Annotated in this window: 18 protein-coding genes and 2 tRNA genes; 13 read left to right on the forward strand and 7 right to left on the reverse strand. The window is 72.3% G+C overall.

What is annotated here, in order from left to right:
* Positions 1 to 8 precede the first annotated feature (8 nt).
* Positions 9 to 3,506, reverse strand: a complete 3,498-nt coding sequence (locus tag ACFYYJ_RS02720; protein ID WP_389127885.1) for a PAS domain-containing protein — start codon at positions 3,504 to 3,506, stop codon at positions 9 to 11.
* A 119-nt stretch (positions 3,507 to 3,625) separates the two neighbouring features.
* Positions 3,626 to 4,051 carry an SSI family serine proteinase inhibitor gene (locus tag ACFYYJ_RS02725; protein ID WP_385125650.1) on the reverse strand — a complete coding sequence of 142 codons (426 nt, stop codon included), beginning with the start codon at positions 4,049 to 4,051 and terminating at the stop codon, positions 3,626 to 3,628.
* Positions 4,052 to 4,248: 197 nt separating this feature from the next.
* Between ACFYYJ_RS02725 and ACFYYJ_RS02730 the strand changes: the two genes are divergently transcribed.
* The 3 genes from ACFYYJ_RS02730 to ACFYYJ_RS02740 all read left to right on the forward strand — a co-directional run bounded on the left by ACFYYJ_RS02730 (position 4,249) and on the right by ACFYYJ_RS02740 (position 5,311).
* Positions 4,249 to 4,339 (forward strand) — tRNA-Ser (locus tag ACFYYJ_RS02730).
* A 322-nt stretch (positions 4,340 to 4,661) separates the two neighbouring features.
* Positions 4,662 to 4,734 (forward strand) — tRNA-Arg (locus ACFYYJ_RS02735).
* A 211-nt stretch (positions 4,735 to 4,945) separates the two neighbouring features.
* On the forward strand, positions 4,946 to 5,311 hold the full coding sequence (locus tag ACFYYJ_RS02740; protein ID WP_376659289.1) for a PH domain-containing protein: 366 nt from the start codon (positions 4,946 to 4,948) through the stop codon (positions 5,309 to 5,311).
* Between the two features lie 9 nt (positions 5,312 to 5,320).
* Here ACFYYJ_RS02740 and ACFYYJ_RS02745 read toward each other — a convergent pair whose 3' ends face one another.
* The gene (locus ACFYYJ_RS02745; protein WP_389127888.1) at positions 5,321 to 6,232 is read right to left on the reverse strand and encodes an SMP-30/gluconolactonase/LRE family protein; all 912 of its coding nucleotides are present in this window, start codon (positions 6,230 to 6,232) and stop codon (positions 5,321 to 5,323) included.
* A gap of 107 nt (positions 6,233 to 6,339) precedes the next feature.
* Here ACFYYJ_RS02745 and ACFYYJ_RS02750 point away from each other — a divergent pair, with 107 nt between their 5' ends.
* From ACFYYJ_RS02750 to ACFYYJ_RS02790, 9 genes are all read left to right on the forward strand, one after another.
* Complete coding sequence (locus ACFYYJ_RS02750; RefSeq protein WP_385125646.1) at positions 6,340 to 6,774, forward strand: Lrp/AsnC family transcriptional regulator; 435 nt, start codon at positions 6,340 to 6,342, stop codon at positions 6,772 to 6,774.
* The gene (locus tag ACFYYJ_RS02755) at positions 6,771 to 7,670 is read left to right on the forward strand and encodes a DUF2797 domain-containing protein (RefSeq protein ID WP_389127890.1); all 900 of its coding nucleotides are present in this window, start codon (positions 6,771 to 6,773) and stop codon (positions 7,668 to 7,670) included. Before ACFYYJ_RS02750 ends, ACFYYJ_RS02755 begins: the two co-directional genes overlap by 4 nt.
* A gap of 110 nt (positions 7,671 to 7,780) precedes the next feature.
* Positions 7,781 to 8,119: an antibiotic biosynthesis monooxygenase family protein gene (locus tag ACFYYJ_RS02760; protein WP_385357437.1), complete on the forward strand. Its 339-nt coding sequence runs from the start codon at positions 7,781 to 7,783 to the stop codon at positions 8,117 to 8,119.
* Positions 8,103 to 8,984: an amidohydrolase family protein gene (locus ACFYYJ_RS02765; protein WP_389127892.1), complete on the forward strand. Its 882-nt coding sequence runs from the start codon at positions 8,103 to 8,105 to the stop codon at positions 8,982 to 8,984. The genes ACFYYJ_RS02760 and ACFYYJ_RS02765 overlap by 17 nt, the downstream gene beginning before the upstream one ends.
* A 93-nt stretch (positions 8,985 to 9,077) precedes the next feature.
* Positions 9,078 to 9,845 (forward strand): response regulator transcription factor, encoded by a 768-nt coding sequence (locus ACFYYJ_RS02770; protein WP_385125639.1) that lies wholly within the window; start codon positions 9,078 to 9,080, stop codon positions 9,843 to 9,845.
* A complete protein-coding gene (locus tag ACFYYJ_RS02775) occupies positions 9,845 to 11,392 on the forward strand; it encodes an ATP-binding protein (RefSeq protein ID WP_389127894.1) in 1,548 nt (515 codons plus the stop codon). The genes ACFYYJ_RS02770 and ACFYYJ_RS02775 overlap by 1 nt, the downstream gene beginning before the upstream one ends.
* A 25-nt stretch (positions 11,393 to 11,417) precedes the next feature.
* Entirely contained in the window at positions 11,418 to 12,686 is a 1,269-nt protein-coding gene (locus ACFYYJ_RS02780) for a glycosyltransferase (protein ID WP_389127896.1), read from the forward strand.
* Entirely contained in the window at positions 12,683 to 14,950 is a 2,268-nt protein-coding gene (locus ACFYYJ_RS02785) for an ArnT family glycosyltransferase (RefSeq protein WP_389127898.1), read from the forward strand. The genes ACFYYJ_RS02780 and ACFYYJ_RS02785 overlap by 4 nt, the downstream gene beginning before the upstream one ends.
* Positions 14,951 to 15,042: 92 nt before the next feature.
* The gene (locus tag ACFYYJ_RS02790) at positions 15,043 to 15,654 is read left to right on the forward strand and encodes a TetR/AcrR family transcriptional regulator (RefSeq protein ID WP_389127900.1); all 612 of its coding nucleotides are present in this window, start codon (positions 15,043 to 15,045) and stop codon (positions 15,652 to 15,654) included.
* 89 nt (positions 15,655 to 15,743) lie between these two features.
* Here the strand turns inward: ACFYYJ_RS02790 and ACFYYJ_RS02795 are convergent, their stop codons facing one another.
* Together ACFYYJ_RS02795 and ACFYYJ_RS02800 are read right to left on the reverse strand one after the other, a co-directional pair.
* Positions 15,744 to 17,405 carry an MDR family MFS transporter gene (locus ACFYYJ_RS02795; protein ID WP_385125631.1) on the reverse strand — a complete coding sequence of 554 codons (1,662 nt, stop codon included), beginning with the start codon at positions 17,403 to 17,405 and terminating at the stop codon, positions 15,744 to 15,746.
* A 14-nt stretch (positions 17,406 to 17,419) separates the two neighbouring features.
* Positions 17,420 to 17,839 (reverse strand): MarR family winged helix-turn-helix transcriptional regulator, encoded by a 420-nt coding sequence (locus ACFYYJ_RS02800; protein WP_384748505.1) that lies wholly within the window; start codon positions 17,837 to 17,839, stop codon positions 17,420 to 17,422.
* A gap of 119 nt (positions 17,840 to 17,958) precedes the next feature.
* Here ACFYYJ_RS02800 and ACFYYJ_RS02805 point away from each other — a divergent pair, with 119 nt between their 5' ends.
* Positions 17,959 to 18,198: a hypothetical protein gene (locus ACFYYJ_RS02805; RefSeq protein ID WP_385125627.1), complete on the forward strand. Its 240-nt coding sequence runs from the start codon at positions 17,959 to 17,961 to the stop codon at positions 18,196 to 18,198.
* Positions 18,199 to 18,282: 84 nt separating this feature from the next.
* Here ACFYYJ_RS02805 and ACFYYJ_RS02810 read toward each other — a convergent pair whose 3' ends face one another.
* A complete protein-coding gene (locus tag ACFYYJ_RS02810; protein ID WP_389127903.1) occupies positions 18,283 to 19,077 on the reverse strand; it encodes a hypothetical protein in 795 nt (264 codons plus the stop codon).
* A 71-nt stretch (positions 19,078 to 19,148) separates the two neighbouring features.
* A complete protein-coding gene (locus ACFYYJ_RS02815) occupies positions 19,149 to 19,991 on the reverse strand; it encodes an RNA polymerase sigma factor SigF (protein ID WP_384586467.1) in 843 nt (280 codons plus the stop codon).
* Between the last annotated feature and the right edge of the window lie 58 nt (positions 19,992 to 20,049).

Here is a 20,049-nt window from a genome sequence, read left to right on the forward strand (position 1 = left end):
CAGGATGGCTAGTTGGTGCCGATCTTCGCCAGTAGGTCCACGATGCGGCCCTGTACGTCGTCCGTGGTGGCCCGCTCGGCGAGGAAGAGCACGCTCTCCCCCGAACCCAGCTTCGGCAGCTCCGCCGCTTCGATGCCCGTCGCCGTGTAGACGACCAGCGGGGTGCGGTTCAACTGCCCGTTGGCGCGCAGCCAGTCCACGATCCCGGCCCGGCGGCGACGTACCTGCATCAGGTCCATGACGACCAGGTTGGGCCTCATCTGCGTCGCCAGTTCCACCGCGTCGGTGTCGGCGCCCGCCCGGGCGACCTGGAGGCCACGCCGTTCCAGGGCCGTGGTGAGCGCCGTGGCGATCTCGTCGCGCTCCTCGATCAGCAGGACCCGCGAGGGGTGCTGCTCGCTGTCGCGCGGCGCCAGCGCCTTGAGCAGGACGGCCGGATCGGCTCCGTACGCGGCCTCGCGCGCGGCGTGCCCCAGCCCGGCCGTGACCAGTACGGGCACCTCGGCCGCCACCGCGGCCTGCCGCAGGGACTGCAGGGCGGTACGGGTGATCGGCCCGGTCAGCGGATCCACGAACAGCGCGGCGGGGAACGCGGCGATCTGCGCGTCCACCTCCTCGCGGGAGTGCACGATCACCGGGCGGTAGCCGCGGTCGCTGAGCGCCTGCTGCGTCTGCACGTCGGGCGCGGGCCACACCAGGAGCCGGCGGGGGTTGTCCAGCGGCTCGGGCGGAAGCTCGTCGTCCACGGGTACGGGCGCGGGCCGGTTGACCACCTCGACGGCGCCGCCCGGACCGTCCAGCGGCTCGGGGCCCTCGTCGGCACCGGCCTCGGGCGCGCCTATGGCGAAGGCCCGGCCCTGCGGAGCGGGCTCGGCGAGCCGGCGCCGGCGGCCGGAACCGGAGGTGCCGGTGCCGGGGGCGGTCGCGCTCGGGTCGACGGAGATGCCCTGGCCGAGGGTGCCGAGGGCACGGACGTTGATCGCCGCCTGCCCCGTCTGGCCCTCTGCGGGGGTCTCCTTCGGCTGCCGGGCCCCGGGGAGCGCGACCTGGCCCGACTCGCCGTCCTCGGGCGCCGTCCGCGCCGCCGGGACCGGCCATGCCGGGGTGCCGGGCAGCGCGCGCCGCCGCCCGGTCGGGGGTACCGGTTCCTCGGCGGGGGGCGCGGCCGCGGCCTCGGGTTCGGCGGCGGGCGCGCTCAGCACCCGGCGTCCCCGCCGCCCGCCCGGAGCGTCGGAGTCCGCTTCGGCGGGAGCGGGGGCCGAGCCGGCCATCGCGGGGGCCTGCGTCGGTCCGGCGGGCAGGGCGAAGCCGCCCTCGGGGGCGATCGGCCGCGCGGGAGCGGGGCTCAGGCCGGTGGCGGGTACGGGACCGCCGGGCTGCACGGGACCGGCCGGCCCCAGCGCGCGGCGCCGTCCGGCGGGGTGCTGGGTCACGGGTACGGAGGGCACGGCCGGCAGCGCGGGCATACCGGTGCCCTGCGGCGGCACGGGTCCGGCGATCCCACCGGGTGCGACGACGCCGCCCTGAGCGGCGATGCCTCCGGGCGCGACGACCGCGCCGGGCCCGTTCGGGCCGGCGATGCCGCCGGGCGGCACGACGCCACCCTGGCCCGCGATCCCGCCGGGCGGTACGACCCCGCCCTGGCCGGCGATGCCTCCGGGCGGTACGACGCCGCCGGGCCCCCCGGGCCCGCCCGGGGTCGTGCCGTCCTCGCCGCTGCCGTCTCCGGCGCGGCCGCGCCGGCGCCCGGTGCCCAGACCCGCCGGGTTCACCGGGGACTGCGCGAGCTCCGGGCCCGCCTCCGGGCCCGCCTCCGGCGCGGGCGCCTCGGCTCCCCGCCGCCGCCCGGACGGCAGCGCCAGCGCGCCCCCGCCCTGGCCGGACTGCGCGGCTCCGGGGCCCGCGGCCTCGTCCTCCAGGAAGGCGTCCACACCGCGTCGGCCGCGGCGCCCGCCGGAGACCTTCCCCGGGGCCGCGCCCGCACCCGCGTCGTCCCCGGCCGGACCCGCCGCGGGATCCGGCTCCTCAGCCGGCTCCGGCAGGGTCACCGTCCCGGCTCCCGAGCCCAGCGGCAACTCCAGTACGTACGCCCCGCCGGGCGCACCGGGCACCTCGACGGTCTGCAGCACACCGCCGTGCGCGGCCACGATGCCCCGCACGATCGGCTCGTGCACCGGGTTCCCGCCCTCGTACGGCCCGCGCACCTCGATCCGTACGACATCGCCCCGCTGTGCTGCGGCGACGACGATCGTCGAGTCGCTGTAGCCGCTGCCCTGGCGGGTCTTGCCGGTGGCGTCCACCCCGGCGACGTCCGCGACCAGGTGCGCGAGCGCGGTCGCGACCCGCTCGGCGTCCACCTCGGCCTCGATGGTCGGCGCGTGGACGGCGAACTGCGCGCGGCCCGGTCCGATCAGCTCGACCGCGCCGTCGACGCCGGCCGTGACGACGCCGTTGATCAGGACCTTCTTCTTGCGGAGCTTGTCGCTGCCGGCGTCCAGGCGCTGGAAGCCGAGCACGTTGTCCACGAGCGTGGTCATCCGCGAGTACCCGGCGGCCAAGTGGTGCAGCAGCTGGTTGGCCTCGGGCCACAGCTGTCCCGCGTCATCGGCGGCGAGCGTGGCCAGCTCCCCGCGGAGCTCGTCCAGCGGTCCGCGCAGCGAGTCGCCGAGGACGGCCAGCAGCTGCGCGTGCCGCGCCGCGAGGGCGTCGTACGGCCGCCGGTCGGTGAAGGTCATGACGGCGCCGACGAGCTGCTCGCCGTCCCGCACGGGAGAGGTCGTCAGGTCGACGGCGACCGGCTGACCGGCCTTGTTCCACAGCACCTGTCCGCGCACCCGGTGCTTGCGGCCGCTGCGCAGGGTGTCGGCGAGCGGGGACTCGTCGAAGGGGAAGGGTGAGCCGTCGGCTCGTGAGTGCTGCACCAGGCCGTGCAGTTCGCGGTTGCCGAGGTCGGTGGCCCGGTAGCCGAGGATCTGGGCGGCGGCCGGATTGACCAGCACCACCCGTCCGTCGGTGTCGGTGCCGACGACGCCCTCGGCGGCGGCGCGCAGGATCATCTCGGTCTGCCGCTGGGAGCGGGCCAGCTCGGCCTCGGTGTCCACGGTCTGCGAGAGGTCCCGTACGACGAGCATCAGCAGCTCGTCACCGGTGTAGGAGGGTTGCGGCTCGCGGTAGGCGTCGCGGCCGTCGAGGTGGGCAGCGGTGACCTCGACGGGGAACTCGGAGCCGTCGGTGCGGCGCGCGATCATCCGCTTGGGCGTGGCGCGGCCGCCCTCGTCCTCGCCGGGCCGGCGCATGGAGCCGGGGATCAGTTTGGAGTCGAACTCGGGCAGGAGGCCGAGCACGCCCCGGCCGACGAGCCCGGTTCCGGGGCTCTCCATGACCTCAAGGGCGATCGAATTGGCGTTGACGACCGTGCCGTTGGTGTTGACGAGCAACAGCGCGTCCGGAAGAGCGTCGAGTATTGCTGCGAGGCGAGCAGCGCCTCGGGATGGCCTGCTGCTCACGACGAGCTTCCTCCCTGACCACAACTACCGGCATGTCACGGGAGGAGTCTAAGCGCACAGCCCCGTGGTGGGACGGCCGAAGTTCGGTGCATATCGCCCGCCCCGTGCATTTTTCCAGGTCAGGAACGCCCAGTCGGAAGCAGAGGTTCCAACTCGTCCCAACGGCTGATTTCGCAGCCGTCCGTGCGCCGGAAGGTCGCGTCGACTTTGCGCCCCTGCCAGGTTCCGGTGATCCGCGCGGTGGCCGGGCCGCCGTACTTCATGCTGCAGATCTGCCGCTTGGAGACGGGAGCGAAGGGGTCCTTCCCCTCGGAGGCGAGCTTCTGCAGCTTCGCGCAGGCCTGCTCCCGCCAGGGGTGGTCGCCGCCCACGGGGTCGCACTCGAGCAGGTACTCCCGGTCCAGCCTGTGGTTGCCGGTGTCGGCCATGGCGATGGTGAGGCTGTCGGGCCCGTTCAGCAGCCGCCCGAGGGGCAGTGGTGGCAGCGGCCCGGCGGCCGCGGCGGCCAGGGCGGAAGTGACGGCGAAGGCGGCGAGACGCAGCATGGGGCACTCCAGGTCGTCCGTACGTCGTACGCCTGCCCAACGACGGCGGCGCTCCTACGTTCCGTCCCGACGCTTTTGGCGCTTGGTCTTAAGGCTTTGCTCTCGGGCCGCCGCTCCTAGTACCGTGGGAGCGGATTGGTGAGGGGCCCTGCGCCTGTGTCATCATCTGCACGCACCCTCGTACGCGGGGGTGAGCTGGAGGCGTCGCCTAGTCCGGTCTATGGCGCCGCACTGCTAATGCGGTTTGGGGCTTACACCCCATCGAGGGTTCAAATCCCTCCGCCTCCGCACCTCATCGAAGCCCCGGTCCTGACGGACCGGGGCTTCGATGCTTTTCCGGGTCGATTCGATGCGGATCGACGCCGAAGGAGCCGGGCGGGCGCTCGATGGACCGCGATGGACCCAGGCGGACTCGGATGGCGCCCGATCGGTGCCGATCAACCGGCACGGCTGCCCCTCCACCTCTTCGGGTCAACTCATCCGGACGATCTACATCCGGAGCGTTTCCGCAGGTCAGAGGTGGTTTGGCTAATGGATTTCGCGTCCCGGCGAGGTCCATGTATTGTTGTTCTCGCAAGGCCAACGGGGCGAAAAACCCCGGGAAGCCCAAGCACTCGTAGCTTAACGGATAGAGCATCTGACTACGGATCAGAAGGTTGCAGGTTCGAATCCTGCCGAGTGCACAGCAGGCCAGAGGCCCCGGACGAAAGTCCGGGGCCTCTCGCGTTATGCCCGTACGGCAGCGAAGTGCGGCAACCCGCCGGCCTCCTCCTTGGTGGGGAGGGATCCCCCAGAGGTACTCAGGGATGGGATGGCTCTGGAGAGGGACGCGGGTTGCGGGCCGGGCTCGATACGGTTCTGGAGATCGTTCGAAGCTATTGGCGGGGGGCTCTCATGGGACTGTTCGGGAATGCGCACACGGTCGACCCGGTGTCGGCGCAGCGGGACTACGCGCGGCTGATGGGGCAGGGCGAGCAGGTGCACGCCGCGTACCTGCTGATCCGGGACACGATCCTGTTCACCGACCGGCGGCTGGTGCTCGTCGACAAGCAGGGGCTCACGGGGAAGAAGGTGGAGTACCACTCCATCCCCTACCGGAGCATCACGCACTTCGCGGTGGAGACGGCGGGGCACTTCGATCTCGACGCCGAGCTGAAGATCTGGATATCCGGCAGCTCGACGCCGATCGAGAAGACCTTCACCAAGGGCGTCGACATCTACGAGGTGCAGGCGATCCTCACGCAGTTCGTCGCCCGCTAGCCGGCGCCGTCACAGGACGCGGGGGAGGCCGGTCACGGACATCACCATCGAGTAGAGCGAGGTGGTGGCCGTGATGAAGACGCGGTTGTTCTTGGGGCCGCCGAAGGCGAGGTTCGAGACCGGCTCGGGGACGCGGACGCGGCCGATCAGGGTGCCGTCCGGGGCGTAGCACTGGACGCCGTTCTCCATCGCGGCCGCCCACAGCCGGCCCTCGTCGTCGAAGCGGATGTTGTCGACGCCGGGGCAGCCGGCGAAGACCCGGTCGTCCTTGAGGGTGCCGTCGTCGGAGACCTTGAAGGCGCGGATGTGGCCGGCGCGGGTGTCGGCGGCGTACAGCTCGCTCTCGTCGGCGGAGAAGACGAGGCCGTTGGGGCCGAGGAATCCGTCGGCCACCATGCTGACGGAGCCGGTCGTGGGGTCGGCGCGGTAGAGGTTGCAGGCGCCGATCTCGCTCGGTGCGCGGTGGCCTTCGTAGTCGCTGGTGATGCCGAAGTCCGGGTCGGAGAACCAGATGGAGCCGTCCGAGCGCACGACCGCGTCGTTGGGGCTGTTGAGCCGCTTGCCGTCGTAGCGGTCGGCGATGACGGTGAGGCGGCCGTCCGGTTCGGTGCGGGTGACGCGACGGTTTCCCTGCTCACAGGTGATCAGACGGCCTTCGCAGTCGAGGGTGTTGCCGTTGGAGTGGCCGGCCGGGGAGCGGAAGACGGAGACCGCACCCGTGGCCTCGTCCCAGCGCAGCATCCGGTCGTTCGGGATGTCGCTCCACACCAGTTGTCGCCAGGCCGGCAGGTAGAGCGGGCCTTCGGCCCAGCGACAGTCGTCGTAGAGCCGCTCCAGTCGAGCGTCGCCGTTGGTGCAGCGCCCGGTCTTGAAGCGGTCATCCAGGATCTCGTACAAGGTGAGGTCGGCTATGGCAGACATCATTCCCCCTGAGGGCAGATTGCCGAATTATGTTCGGCGTGATGTTGAGATTGCAGGATCCGGTACTGTCTTCGCAAGGGCCGACGGGCCCATGAGAGGAACTTCGCGTGGACGACATCGACCGGGCGCTCGTCCTGCGCCTGCAGCAGGACGCGGGGCAGTCGTATGCCGCTCTCGGTACGGCGGTCGGGCTCTCGGCGGGGGCGACCCACGAGCGGGTCCGCAAGCTGCGCGAGCGCGGGGTGATCCGGCGGACCACCATCGACGTGGACCCGGCCGCGGTCGGCAGCGGGGTCCTGGCCTATGTGATGGTCGACTCCAACGCGTGGATGGGTGAATCCGCCGCCGACTTCGAGGCGATCCCCGAGATCCAGGAGGCGCACATCATCGCGGGCAGCGCTTCGGTGTTGGTCAAGGTGCGCACGGCCTCGACGGAGGGGTTGCAGGACGTCCTGCGGCGGCTCTACGGGATCGAGGGGGTCAGCGGAACGCACGCCACCGTCGTCCTGGAGACCTTCTTCGAGCGGCCGCTCCCCCTGTGACCTGGTGGTGCACCGGGATCCGGTGGGGCGGGGGCCGGCCGGCCATCGGGTGGTACGGCGAAGGGCGCGGCGAGCGGGTGAGCGGGCTCGTCCACGGGCAGAGCCTGGCCTTCGTGGCGCGCGGGGAACGGCACTGCCTCGGTGTGCGGCGGGCCGGGAAGCGGACGGCGTGCCCCACCGCCGCCGGCGTGCCGGGGCGGGCGGGGAACGCGCAGTGCCCCGAGTGCGCCCGGCTCGACCGGTCGTTCTCAGTGGCGGCCGACACCAATGCGGCCGATCCGCGCACCTACCGGGTCTACCTGGCCTGGTTCGGGCCCGGCCTGGTCAAGGTCGGCATCACCGCCGAAGAGCGCGGTTCCGTCCGGCTGCTGGAGCAGGGGGCCGTGACCTGGGCGTGGCTGGGGCGGGGGCCGCTGATGGCCGCACGGCGCACCGAGGAATTGCTGAGGGCGGCGCTCGGGGTACCGGACCGGATCGCGTACGCGCGCAAGCGCGGGGTGCGGGCGCACCTGCCGCCTGTGTCCGAACGGACACTGGCTGTCGCCGAGTTGCATGCGCGGGCGACGGAGCTGGCTGGCTGGCCGGACTCGTTGGAGCGGCTCGCGTGCGAAGTCGTCGACCATGCTGGGGTGTTCGGGCTGGACGGGTGGGCCGGGTTGCCCGTACCGGCCCGGGTGGTCACGGCGATGGTGCCCGGCGGGGCCGTCGGGGGCACGCTCGTGGGCGCGGCCGGGCCGGATCTGCACCTCGCGGACGGGCTCGTCGTGGACACCCGGTTGCTGGCCGGCTGGGAACTCGTCGCTCCGGAGGCCGAAGCGGGCGCTCGGGCCGTTGTGCCGGTGGCGGAGATCCCGGCTCCCGTCGATCCCGCCGCCGGGCAGGACGGGTTGTTCTGAGGGAAGCGGCTTCGGGTGGCCTGGGGGCTTGGTCAAAACTTGGATCCCTTTGGGCTCCCGGGGCTGATTGTGGTGGACATGGCGGGGGAGCCCGGCCGAGGGTGGTGGGCATGAGCATTCAGCCGGTACAGGCCTTTGAACCGCCTTATGTCATGTCCGTTTTCACGAGCGTCCGCACCGAGGAAAGCAGTGGATACGCCGAGACCCTCGCCCGGATGGAGGAGCTCGTCCGCGCCAATCCCGGCTTCCTCGGGTACGAGTCGGCACGCACTCCGGGCGGGCTCGGGATCACCGTCGCGTACTTCCGCGACCACGAGTCGATGGCGACCTGGCGCCGGGAGCTGGAACACCAGGCGGCCATGAAGCAGGGTCGCGCCGACTGGTACGAGAGCTACACCCTGCACATCGGGACCGTCGAGCGGAGCCACGGCTTTGACCGCGACGCCTGAGGCGGTCAGGGCCTTCCGGGAACGGCTCGGGCTGCCCGGACTGGTCGACGTCCACACGCACTTCATGCCCGAGCGGGTCCTGGACAAGGTGTGGGACTACTTCGACGCGGTCGGCCCGCTGACCGGTGTCGAGTGGCCCATCGTCTACCGGCACGAGGAGCAGCAGCGGGTCGCGCTGCTGCGGGAGTTCGGCGTCCGGGCCTTCACCGCCATGCTGTACCCGCACAAGCCGGCCATGGGTGCCTGGCTCAACTCCTGGGCCGCCGACTTCGCCGCCCGTACCCCCGACTGCCTGCACACCGCGACGTTCTTCCCGGAGGAGGGCGTGGGCCCGTACGTCCGACAGGCCGTCGAGGCGGGGGCGCGGATCTTCAAGGCGCACATCCAGGTCGGCGGGTACGACCCGAACGACGACCGGCTGGAGCCGGTGTGGGGGCTGCTGGCCGAGGCCGGGATCCCCACGGTGATCCACTGCGGCTCCGGGCCCGTCCCGGGCAAGTACACCGGGCCCGAGCCGATCGCCCGGCTGCTGGCCCGCCACCCGCGGCTGCCGCTGATCATCGCCCACATGGGCATGCCCGAGTACGCGGACTTCCTCGACCTCGCCGACCGGTACGGAGAGGTCCGCCTGGACACCACGATGGCCTTCACCGACTTCGCGGAGCAGTTCAGCGGCTTCCCCGCCGGTGACCTCGGGCGGCTCGCGGACCTCGGTGACCGGATCCTGTTCGGCACCGACTTCCCGAACATCCCGCACCCGTACGAGCACCAGCTCTTCGCCCTCGAACGGCTCGGCCTGGGCGACGACTGGCTGCGGGCCGTCTGTCATGACAACGCCGCCCGGCTGTTCGGTCTCGGGCGCTGAGCGCGGCCCCTGAGCGCGGTCCCTGATCCGTTTCTCAGGGAATTCACAGGAAGGGGCAAGAAGGCTCTCAGAGGCTCGGGACAACGTAGGGGTATGACTGCGACGACCAGCTTCCACGCGTCCACGTCCGCCAACACCCCCACGACCCTGGTGCGGCCCGACGGCGGGCCCTGTCGGGTGCTCGTCGTCGACGACGAGGCCTCGCTCTCCGAGCTGCTGTCCATGGCCCTGCGTTACGAGGGCTGCGAGGTCCGCAGCGCGGGCGACGGGGCGGGCGCGGTCCGGGCGGCGAAGGAGTTCCGGCCGGACGTGGTGGTCCTCGACATCATGCTCCCCGATATGGACGGACTGGCCGTCCTCGGGCGGCTGCGCAGGGAGATCCCCCAGGTCCCCGTACTGTTCCTGACCGCCAAGGACTCCGTCGAGGACCGCATCGCCGGTCTCACCGCCGGGGGCGACGACTACGTCACCAAGCCCTTCAGCCTGGAGGAGGTCGTGGCCCGGTTGCGCGGGCTGGTCCGGCGCTCTGGCGCGGCCCAGGCGGCGCGCGGGGGTTCGGTGCTGGCCGTCGGCGATCTGCGGCTCGACGAGGACAGCCACGAAGTGGTGCGGGACGGGCGGGAGATCCATCTGACCGCCACCGAGTTCGAGCTGCTGCGCTACCTGATGCGCAACCCGCGCCGAGTGCTCAGCAAGGCGCAGATCCTTGACCGCGTGTGGTCCTACGACTTCGGCGGCCAGGCCAACGTGGTCGAGCTGTACATCTCCTACCTGCGCCGGAAGCTGGAGAGCGGCCCCGGCCTCGCACCGATGATCCACACCCGGCGGGGCGCCGGCTACCTGATCAAGCCGGCCGAGTAGTGGCCGTCCGCCCCGAGCGGCCGCGCCCTCGGCCACGGCGGCGCCGGCCCTGGTCGCTGCGGACCCGGCTGGTCGTCTCGGCGGTGGCGCTGATCGCCGTCGTGGGGGCGGCCATCGGGACGGTCACCACCCTGGCGCTGCGTTCGTACCTGGTCGACAAGCTCGACCAGCAGCTGCGGATCTCCGTCGACATGGCCACGCGTCCCGGGCTGGGGAAGACGATCAGAGACGGGAGGTCGGTGGTCGGCGGCCCCGGTACGCCGCTGGGCAGTGTCGGGTTCCGCGTCGACTCCGACGGCAAGGTGTTCGAGGCCGACCGCAGCGTGCGCCGCGAAGACCCCGAGCTGGGCGACCGCCAGCCCCTCACCGAGACCCAGACCGCCGTCCTCGCCAAGGCCGCCCGCCCGTCCGGCCTGGGCCGCACCGAGCCGGTGAACCTGGACGTGCCTGGGCTCGGGGAGTACCGGGTGCTGGCCGCGCCCGACGGGAGCGCCGTCCTCGGCTTCCCGCTCACGGAGGTCGACTCCACCGTCCGGACCCTGGTCGTGGTGGAGGTCTGCGTCACGCTGGCCGGGCTGATCGCCGCCTCCCTCGCCGGGCAGGTCCTGGTCGGGGTCGCCCTGCGCCCGTTGCGCCGGGTCGCCGCGACGGCCACCCGGGTCTCCGAACTCCCCCTGCACAGTGGCGAACCCGCCCTGCACGAGCGGGTTCCCGACGCCGATCCCCGCACCGAGGTGGGTCAGGTCGGCGCGGCCTTCAACCGGATGCTGGGGCACGTCTCCTCCGCACTCACCGCACGCCAGCAGAGCGAGATGCGGGTGCGGCAGTTCGTCGCCGACGCCAGCCACGAGCTGCGCACCCCCCTCGCCTCCATCCGCGGGTACGCCGAACTGACCCGACGCGGCCGGGAGGAGCCGGGCCCCGACACCCGGCACGCGCTGGGCCGGATCGAGTCCGAGGCCACCCGGATGACCGGCCTGGTCGAGGACCTGCTGCTGCTGGCCAGGCTCGACGCCGGCCGCCCGCTCGACGCCGGGGACACCGTCACCGACCTGGCGCCACTCGTGATCGACGCCGTCAGCGACGCCCGCGCGGCCGGTTCCGAGCACCATTGGCGGCTGAACCTGCCGGAGGAGCCCGCGCCCGTACGGGGCGACCCGGCACGGATCCAGCAGGTGCTGGTCAACCTGCTCGCCAACGCGCGTACGCACACCCCGCCCGGAACGACCGTGACCGCCCATGTTTCACGTGAAACAACCGAGGGCGCGGTCCGATTGCGGGTCGAGGACGACGGGCCCGGCATCCCGCCCGAACTGCTCCCCCACGTCTTCGAGCGCTTCGCCCGCGGCGACGCCTCGCGTTCCCGCGCGGCCGGCTCCACCGGGCTGGGCCTCGCCATCGTCCAGGCCGTCGTCACCGCCCACGGTGGGCAGGTCGACGTGGCGAGCGAACCCGGGCGGACCTGCTTCGAAGTCCTTCTGCCGCACGCCTCCGAGGGGGCGGTCACGGACTCACAGTCGGGGCACAGGCTCAGCACACATCGGTGACAGGGCACCCGGCGAATGTCGGACCATGCCAACCGACACCTCTCCCGGGGCCCTGCCGGCGCGGGCGCCCCTCGCGCCCGTTCCCGGCCGGCCCGTCCTCGACGTGGTGATCCCGGTGTTCAACGAGGAGAAGGACCTCGGCCCCTGTGTGCGCAGGCTGCACGAGCACCTCACCCGCACCTTCCCCTACCCCTTCCGGATCACGGTCGCCGACAACGCGAGCACCGACCGCACCCCCGAGGTCGCGGCGGCGCTGGCCGAAAGCCTGGACGGCGTACGGAGCGCACGGCTGGAGGAGAAGGGCCGGGGAAGGGCCCTGCGCACCGTCTGGTCGGCCTCCGACGCCCCCGTCCTCGCGTACATGGACGTGGACCTCTCCACCGACCTCAACGCGCTGCTGCCGCTGGTCGCCCCCCTGATCTCCGGCCACTCCGACCTCGCCATCGGCACCCGCCTCGCCCGCTCCTCGCGGGTGGTGCGGGGAGCGAAGAGGGAGTTCGTCTCCCGCGCCTACAACCTCCTCCTGCGTTCCTCCCTCGCCGCCCGCTTCAGCGATGCCCAGTGCGGGTTCAAGGCCATCCGGCGGGAGGTCGCCGAGCGGCTGCTGCCGCTGGTGGAGGATTCGGGCTGGTTCTTCGACACCGAGATGCTCGTACTCGCGGAGCGGGCCGGACTGCGGATCCACGAGGTCCCGGTGGACTGGGTCGACGACCCCGACTCCACCGTCCACATCGTCCGGACCGCCACCGAGGACCTCAAGGGCGTCTGGCGGATCGGCAGGGCGCTCGCCGTCGGCGCGCTCCCGCTGGACCGGCTCGCCCGCCCCTTCGGCGACGACCCGCGCGACCGCGCGGCTCTGCCCGGGGTGGAGGGCGGGCTGGCCCGCCAGCTCCTGGGCTTCTGCGCCGTCGGGGTCCTGTCCACCCTGCTCTACCTGCTCCTGTACTCGGCGTTCCGGGTCGGGACCGGGTCGCAGCTCGCCAACGGCGCGGCCCTGCTGCTCTCCGCCGTCGCGAACACGGCCGCCAACCGGAGGCTCACCTTCGGCGTGCGCGGCCGGGACCGGGCCGTACGCCACCAGGCCCAGGGCCTGGTGGTGTTCGCCATCGGGCTCGCGCTGACCAGCGGCTCCCTCGCCGCCCTCGGAGCTGCCACCGCCGATCCCGCGCACAGCACCGAGCTGGCCGTGCTGATCACCGCGAACCTCGCCGCCACCGTGCTGCGCTTCCTGCTCTTCCGTGCCTGGGTCTTCCCCGAGCGCCGCGACACCCCCGTGAAGGACGACATTCGATGACCACGGCCGCACCTCCGCTCCACCCCGTCCCCGAGGCCCGGCCGCACACCGGCCGGCACGCCGTCGACAGGCCCCGCTGGGAGCGGCCCGCCTTCGCCGGGCTGCTGATCGCCACAGCCGTCCTGCTGCTGTGGGACCTGGGCTCCTCCGGCTACGCCAACTCCTTCTATTCCGCGGCCGTGCAGGCGGGCAGCGAGAGCTGGAAGGCCTTCTTCTTCGGGTCCTCGGACGCCGGCAACTCGATCACCGTCGACAAGCCCCCGGCCTCGCTGTGGCCGATGATGCTGTCCGTCCGGCTGTTCGGGCTCGGCTCCTGGCAGATCCTCGTCCCGCAGGCCCTGATGGGCGTCGGTACGACGGCCGTGCTGTACGCCGCGGTGCGCCGGCAGTTCGGTCCGGGTGCGGCGCTGCTCAGCGGTGCGGCCTTCGCGCTCACGCCCGTCGCCGCGCTGATGTTCCGCTTCAACAACCCCGACGCGCTGCTGACCCTGCTGCTGACCGTCACCGTGTACTGCGTACTGCGCGCCCTCGACGGGGCCCGTACCAAGTGGCTGGTCTGGGCGGGTGTCGCCGTCGGCTTCGCCTTCCTGACGAAGACGCTGCAGGCCTTCGTCATCCTGCCGCCGCTCGCCGTGGTGTACGCGGTCTGCGCGCCGACCCGGCTGCGCAGGAGGCTGGGCCAGCTGCTGCTCTCCGGGCTCGCGATGGTGGTGGCCGGCGGTTGGTGGGTGGCCATCGTCGAGCTGTGGCCCGCGTCCTCCCGCCCGTACATCGGCGGTTCGCAGAACAACTCCTTCCTGGAACTGACCCTCGGCTACAACGGTCTGGGCCGGATCAACGGCAACGAGACCGGCAGTGTCGGCGGCGGCACGCGGACGGGCGGGGCCGGCGGCGCCGGAGGCTACGGCCTGTTCGAGGGCGGGCCGGGCATGAGGGGCGGAGGCGGCGGGGGCTGGGGCGAGACCGGCATCGACCGGCTCTTCTCCGGCAACATCGGCGGTCAGATCTCCTGGCTGCTGCCGGCGGCCCTGGTGCTGCTGGTCGTCGGACTCGTGGTCACGTGGCGGGCCCGCCGGGCCGCCGATTCGCTGGAGGGCATGGCCCGGGCGGCGTTCCTGGTCTGGGGCGGTGCGCTGCTGATCACCGCGGTGGTGTTCAGCTTCATGCAGGGCATCTTCCACGAGTACTACACGGTGGCGCTGGCGCCGTTCGTGGCCGCGTTGGTCGGCATGGGCGTGGCCGTGCTGTGGGAGGAACGGGGCGGCAAGGCGGCCGTGTTCACCCTGTCCGGGGTGCTGGCGCTGACGGCGGTCTGGTCGTGGGTGCTGCTGGGCCGGGCCACCGGATACCTGCCGTGGCTGCGCTGGACGGTGCTGGTGGTGGGGCTGCTCGTCGCGGCGGCGCTGCCGTTCGCCGGGGTACTGGGGCGCAGGGGCCTGCAGGCGGTGGCGGCGGTCGGCCTGGGCGCGGCGCTGGCGGGGCCGTTCGCGTACTGCCTGACGACCGTGAGCACCGGGCACACGGGGTCGATCGTGACGGCAGGGCCTGCGGTGGCGGGCGGTCGGGGCGGACCGGGCGGCATGCGGTTCGGCCAGGCCGGTGGACCGGCGGCCGGAGGCTCCGGCGGCGGTCAGGGCGGCGGCCTGCCGGGCGGAATGCCCGGCGGAATGCCGCAGGGCGGCCCCGGCGGTCAGGGTGGCATGCCCCAGGGAGGCGTTCCCCAGGGCGGCATGTCGCAGGGCCAGGGCCAAGGCCAGGGCCAGGGCCAGGGCCAGGGTCAAGGGCAAGGCCAGGGCAGGGGCCAGGGGTTCGAGCGCTTCGGCGGCGGTCAGGGTGGTCCCGGCGGCCTGCTGAACGGCGCCCGGGTCGGCGCCGAGGCGAAGGCGGCCCTGCGGGCCGACGCCGGCAAGTACACCTGGGCGGCGGCAGCGGTCGGCTCGCAGAACGCGGCGAGCTACCAGCTGGCATCGGGCGAGCCGGTGATGGCGCTCGGCGGCTTCAACGGCAGCGATCCCTCGCCGACGCTGGAGCAGTTCAAGAAGTACGTGGCGGAAGGGAAGATCCACTACTTCATCGCGCAGGCAGGAGCCGGTGGCGGCAACGGCGCGGCCGGCGAGGCGGGCGGTGGCCGCGCCGGTGGCGGTGGCCCGGGCGGGGGTACCAGCACCGCGATCGAGAGTTGGGTCAAGGCCGGCTTCAAGACCTCCACGGTCGGCGGCGCCACCTTCTACGACCTGACGGCCCCGGTGTCCGGAACCTCCTGATCCGACCCCACCGGAGCAACACCCCCTAGCATCGAGAGGGCGGACCGGGCATTCCGGACTGATCCACCTGTCATGAGGAGGGTGCCTCCATGATGACCGCGGCCGATTCCGGTGAGATCCGGTCCAGTGTCTGGCTGGCCGACAGGTCCGCCGCACCCGCAAGACGCCGTAGCGAGGCACCCTCCGGGCTGGACCGGGAACGGATCACCGCCGCCACCGTGCGGCTGCTCGACGCCGACGGTCTGGCCCGGTTCTCGATGCGGCGGCTGGCCGCCGGGCTCGGGGTCACCGCGATGTCCCTGTACTGGTACGTGGACACCAAGCACGATCTGCTCGAACTCGCCCTGGACAGTGCCCTGGGCGAGCTCGCGCCCCCGACCGGGCCGGACGGGTCCGACGGCTGGCCCGGTCGGCTGAGGGCGCTGGCCCGCGGCTACCGGCGGGTCCTGGCGGACCACCCCTGGGTGGCTCCGCTCACCGCCGCCTACCCGAACATCGGCCCGCACGCCCGGGCCTTCGACGCCGACCTCCAGCGGCTGCTGGACGCGACCGGTCTGGCGGACGCCTCCCGGACCGGCGCCCACCTGGCCGTCACGCAGTTCCTGCACGGGTGCGGGGGCACGATCCGGCGGGCGCCCGAGGGCGACTTCTGCCTGGCGCTCGACGTGCTGATCGCGGGCATCGAGGCGAAGTCCACCCCCTAGGCACCGCGCGGGCGGCTCGACCAGGCCACAGCCCGGTCGAGCCGCCCGCTCAAGCCGCCCGCAGAGGCCCGCCCTTCCGGGCCGGCCGCTCAGGCCCGCAGCGAGGCCGTCTCCGCGGGGGAGGTCCCGCCCTCGGCGTTCGACTCGCCGGAAGCCGCGGCCGGGGCGTGGGCCGCCGGCTTCGACTTCAGCGCGACCTCCTTGATGAACACCACCAGCACCAGCGAGAGCAGCGCGAACGGGGCGGCGTAGAGGAAGACGTCGCCGACGCCGTGTCCGTACGAGGACTCCACGACCGTGCGGATCGGCGCGGGCAGCTTGTCGAGGTCGGGGATCCCGCCACCGGCGGTGCCGCCGTGGCCCATGGCGGCGGCGGCCTTCGGGCCGAGCGCGGCGATCCCGTCCTGGACGTAGTGCGTGACCCGGTTGGCCATGACCGCACCCAGCGCCGAGACGCCCATCGCACCGCCGAGCGAGCGGAAGAACGTCACGACCGAGCTGGCCGCGCCCAGGTCCTCGGGGGCCACCTGGTTCTGCGTGGCGAGGACCAGGTTCTGCATCATCATGCCGAGGCCGAGGCCGGTCAGCGCCATGTAGATCGCGATGTGCCAGTAGGGGGTGTCGTAGCGCAGGGTGCCGAGCAGACCCAGTCCGGCCGTCAGCAGCACGCCGCCGGAGACCAGCCAGGCCTTCCACTTGCCGGTCTTGGTGATCACCTGACCGGAAACGGTGGAGGAGACGAAGAGCCCGCCGATCATCGGAATCGTGAGGATTCCGGACATCGTGGGGGACTCGCCACGGGCCAACTGGAAGAACTGGCTGAAAAACACGGTCCCCGAGAACATCGCGATGCCCACGAAGAGGGATGCGGCCGAGGCGAGGCTGATGGTCTTGTTGCGGAACAGCCGCAGCGGGATGATCGGGTCGCTCGCGCGGGACTCGACGAGGACGAAGAGCAGGCCGAGCAGAACGGCGCCGCCGGTCATCGTCCAGGTCTGCCAGGACATCCACTCGTAGGAGCTGCCGGCCTGCGTGACCCAGATCAGCAGCAGCGAGACGGCGCCGCTGATCAGGAAGGCGCCCAGCCAGTCGACCTTCACGTCACGCCGGACGACGGGCAGGTGCAGCGTCCGCTGGAGCACGATCAGCGCGATCACCGCGAAGGGCACGCCGACGTAGAAGCACCAGCGCCAGCCCAGCCAGTCGGTGTCGGTGATGACGCCGCCGAGCAGCGGTCCGCCGACGGTGGCGACGGCGAACACCGCGCCGAGGTAGCCGCTGTACCGGCCGCGCTCGCGCGGGGAGATCATCGCGGCCATGACGATCTGGGCGAGCGCGGACAGGCCGCCGACGCCGATGCCCTGGACCACGCGGCAGGCGATGAGCGTGCCGGTGTTCTGGGACAGACCCGCGACGACGGAGCCGAGTACGTAGATCACCAGGGATATCTGGACCAGCAGCTTCTTGCTGAAGAGGTCGGACAGCTTGCCCCACAGCGGGGTCGCGGCCGTCATCGACAGCAGGGCGGCGGTCACGACCCAGGTGTACGAGGACTGGGTGCCGCCGAGGTCGCTGATGATCTGGGGCAGGGCGTTGGAGACGATCGTCGAGGACAGGATCGCCACGAACATGCCGAGCATCAGCCCGGACAACGCCTTCATGATCTGCGGGTGGGTCATGGACGGGGTGTCGGGGGCGGTGCCGGAGGCGGTGGTGGACGTGCCGCCTGTCGGCTTCTCCGTCGTGGCCATGTGTTTCCTTTGGTCTAGAAGCTCGATCGGAGTCGGGCCAGCAGGGTGTTGAGTACGTCGATGTCCTCGGCCGACCAGTCGGCCAGTGCCTTTTCCAGCGCTGCCGTGTACCGGGCTCCGAGCTCGGCGAGGAGCGCGTGTCCGGACGGGGTGAGCCGCAGGATCCGGCAGCGCCCGTCCCCCGGGTCGGTCTCCCGCGCGATCCAGCCACGTTCGGCGACGTGCGTGACGTGCCGGCTGGTCACGGAGATGTCGACGGCCATGAGCTCGGTGAGCCGGCTCAGCCGCATCTCGCCGTGCCGGTCGAGGACGGTGAGGACGGCGGCCGCGCCCGGCGGGCAGTCGGGGGGCAGGACGCGGGCGAGGTCGCGCTTGACCGCGCCGATCCCGGTGAGCCGGCGGGCCAGCTCCTCGTACCGAGTGGTGGTGGTCACCGCACGCCCTCCCCATCTTGTTGCTTCAAGCAACCATAGAAGCGGATGGTTGCTACAGGCAAATGAATTCGGAGGGTGGAGCGGTAAAGGAATCGGAAAACCCGCTAGGGTCCTGACCCATGGCTGCGAACCACACCCCACAGGGCCCCGAGGGCGACTACGACCCCGCGGGCAGCACTCAGATGTTCCGGGCCTTCGTGGAGGAGGCCGCGCCGGTCTCGCCGACGGGGGCGGGCTCACGGCGGCAGCGCCGCGAGGCGCAGGCGCAGGAGCGGTCCGGGACCCCGGTCGCGAAGATCGCACTGGTGATCGCGCTCGTCGTCGTCATCGGCGCGGTGGCCTGGGCCGTCCTGCGCTGACCGCACTGACCGCACTGACCGCACTGACGGCACTGACCGCACTGACGGGGCTGACGGCGCGGGAGGCACCGGCGGCCCGAGGCCTCAGTTCCAGGTGGCCGTGACCTTCTGGGTCTCCACGTGCATGCCCAGCGGCACCCGCCAGGCCTCCACGCACACCGTGTAGCCCTGGGTCTTCGAGCTGCCGCCCGCGATGGGCGCGGGCAGGGCCTGGGTCGTGGTGATCGTGGCCCAGTCGACGCCGAGGGCGCCGATGACGTGGGTCGCGAAGCTCACCGTGCCCGAACGTGCCGCCGTGGTGCCGGTGTTGGTGAAGGTCACGGTGACCCGCTCGCACCAGCGGTCGCCGGCGGCCGACCGGGTCGGCGTGGACAGCGTCAGCTTCGCGGGGGTCGTGGGCGGCGCCGGAGGCGTCGTGCCGGGCTTCGTCGGCGTGCCGCCGCCCGAGCCCGGAGTGCCGGCGCCAGAGCCCGGCGTGCCGCCCGTCCCGGACGGGGCGCCGGGGGTGGTGCCGGGAGAACCCTGGCCCGGTGAAGCGCCGGGGGCGTTCGCGGAGCCTCCGGGAGCGGCGGGTGCCGCCCCGCCCGGGGTGGAGCCGCCGGGCGACCCGGACCCCGCCGGGCCGGTCGACGTACCGGCCGACGTACTGGCCGAAGCGGACGAGCCGCCCGCCGGCGACGGGCCGCCGAGCTGCTGGAACTCCACGGCGCCCTGGGGAGCCACGTTCTCGCCGGCCCCCCGCTCGGGGCCCGGGGCGGCGGCGCCCACGGCGACGTAGCCGTCCCGGGCCGGGCCCCCGCAGCCGGTGAGGGCGGCGACGGCGGTGCAGCACAGGGCGAGGAGGGCGGCCGGGGCGGCCGTACGGGATCCCGTTCGCATCGCGCCAGTTTTACTGACGCTCCGTCAATTGGGAACCCGTACGGCTCACTCGGAGCCGGACCGACACCGCGTCACTCTCCGATGAGACCCGCGCGCAGCTGCGCCAGCGTGCGCGTCAGCAGCCGGGAGACGTGCATCTGGGAGATGCCGACCTCCTCGCCGATCTGCGACTGGGTCATGTTCGCGAAGAACCTCAGCATGATGATCTGCCGTTCCCTGGGCGGGAGTTTGGCGAGCAGCGGCTTGAGGGATTCGCGGTACTCGACGCCTTCGAGCGCGGTGTCCTCGTAGCCGAGGCGGTCCGCGAGCGAGCCCTCGCCGCCCTCGTCCTCGGGTGAGGGCGAGTCGAGCGAGGAGGCGGTGTACGCGTTGCCGACGGCGAGGCCGTCGACGACGTCCTCCTCCGAGACCCCGAGCACGGCGGCGAGCTCCGGCACGGTCGGCGACCGGTCCAGCTTCTGCGCGAGTTCGTCGCTGGCCTTGGTCAGCGCGAGGCGCAGCTCCTGGAGCCGGCGCGGAACGCGCACGGACCACGAGGTGTCCCGAAAGAATCGTTTGATCTCGCCCACGACGGTCGGCATCGCGAACGTCGGGAACTCCACCCCGCGTTCGCAGTCGAACCGGTCGATCGCCTTGATCAGGCCGATGGTGCCGACCTGGACGATGTCCTCCATCGGCTCGTTGCGGCTGCGGAAGCGGGCCGCCGCGTACCGCACGAGCGGCAGGTTCAGCTCGATCAGGGTGTCGCGTACGTACGCCCGTTCGGGGCTGTCCAGGTCCAGGGTGGCAAGTCGCTGGAAGAGGGAGCGGGAGAGAGTGCGGGTGTCGATGGCTTCCGAGCGGTTGGACACTGCCGGCGGCGCCGCGCTCTTGACGAGCGTGAGCACCTTGGAGCTGCCCTGGTCTACGGACATGCCACCCCCTTGAGGTCGCGGACGGACGCGTACTGCGCGCCCGTCGGAGGAACGCAGC

The sequence above is a fragment of the Streptomyces sp. NPDC002467 genome (assembly GCF_042889825.1).
Lineage (GTDB): Bacteria > Actinomycetota > Actinomycetes > Streptomycetales > Streptomycetaceae > Streptomyces.

Excerpts from the sequence above, each read along its gene's own strand:
- ACFYYJ_RS02805 (WP_385125627.1), top strand. The coding sequence starts at position 17,959 with ATGGCTGCGAACCACACCCCACAGGGCCCCGAGGGCGACTACGACCCC.
- ACFYYJ_RS02795 (WP_385125631.1), bottom strand. The coding sequence starts at position 17,405 with ATGGCCACGACGGAGAAGCCGACAGGCGGCACGTCCACCACCGCCTCC.
- ACFYYJ_RS02740 (WP_376659289.1), top strand. The coding sequence starts at position 4,946 with ATGGGACTGTTCGGGAATGCGCACACGGTCGACCCGGTGTCGGCGCAG.
- ACFYYJ_RS02790 (WP_389127900.1), top strand. The coding sequence starts at position 15,043 with ATGACCGCGGCCGATTCCGGTGAGATCCGGTCCAGTGTCTGGCTGGCC.
- ACFYYJ_RS02780 (WP_389127896.1), top strand. The coding sequence starts at position 11,418 with ATGCCAACCGACACCTCTCCCGGGGCCCTGCCGGCGCGGGCGCCCCTC.
- ACFYYJ_RS02760 (WP_385357437.1), top strand. The coding sequence starts at position 7,781 with ATGAGCATTCAGCCGGTACAGGCCTTTGAACCGCCTTATGTCATGTCC.
- ACFYYJ_RS02785 (WP_389127898.1), top strand. The coding sequence starts at position 12,683 with ATGACCACGGCCGCACCTCCGCTCCACCCCGTCCCCGAGGCCCGGCCG.
- ACFYYJ_RS02810 (WP_389127903.1), bottom strand. The coding sequence starts at position 19,077 with ATGCGAACGGGATCCCGTACGGCCGCCCCGGCCGCCCTCCTCGCCCTG.
- ACFYYJ_RS02725 (WP_385125650.1), bottom strand. The coding sequence starts at position 4,051 with ATGCTGCGTCTCGCCGCCTTCGCCGTCACTTCCGCCCTGGCCGCCGCG.
- ACFYYJ_RS02745 (WP_389127888.1), bottom strand. The coding sequence starts at position 6,232 with ATGTCTGCCATAGCCGACCTCACCTTGTACGAGATCCTGGATGACCGC.
- ACFYYJ_RS02770 (WP_385125639.1), top strand. The coding sequence starts at position 9,078 with ATGACTGCGACGACCAGCTTCCACGCGTCCACGTCCGCCAACACCCCC.
- ACFYYJ_RS02815 (WP_384586467.1), bottom strand. The coding sequence starts at position 19,991 with ATGTCCGTAGACCAGGGCAGCTCCAAGGTGCTCACGCTCGTCAAGAGC.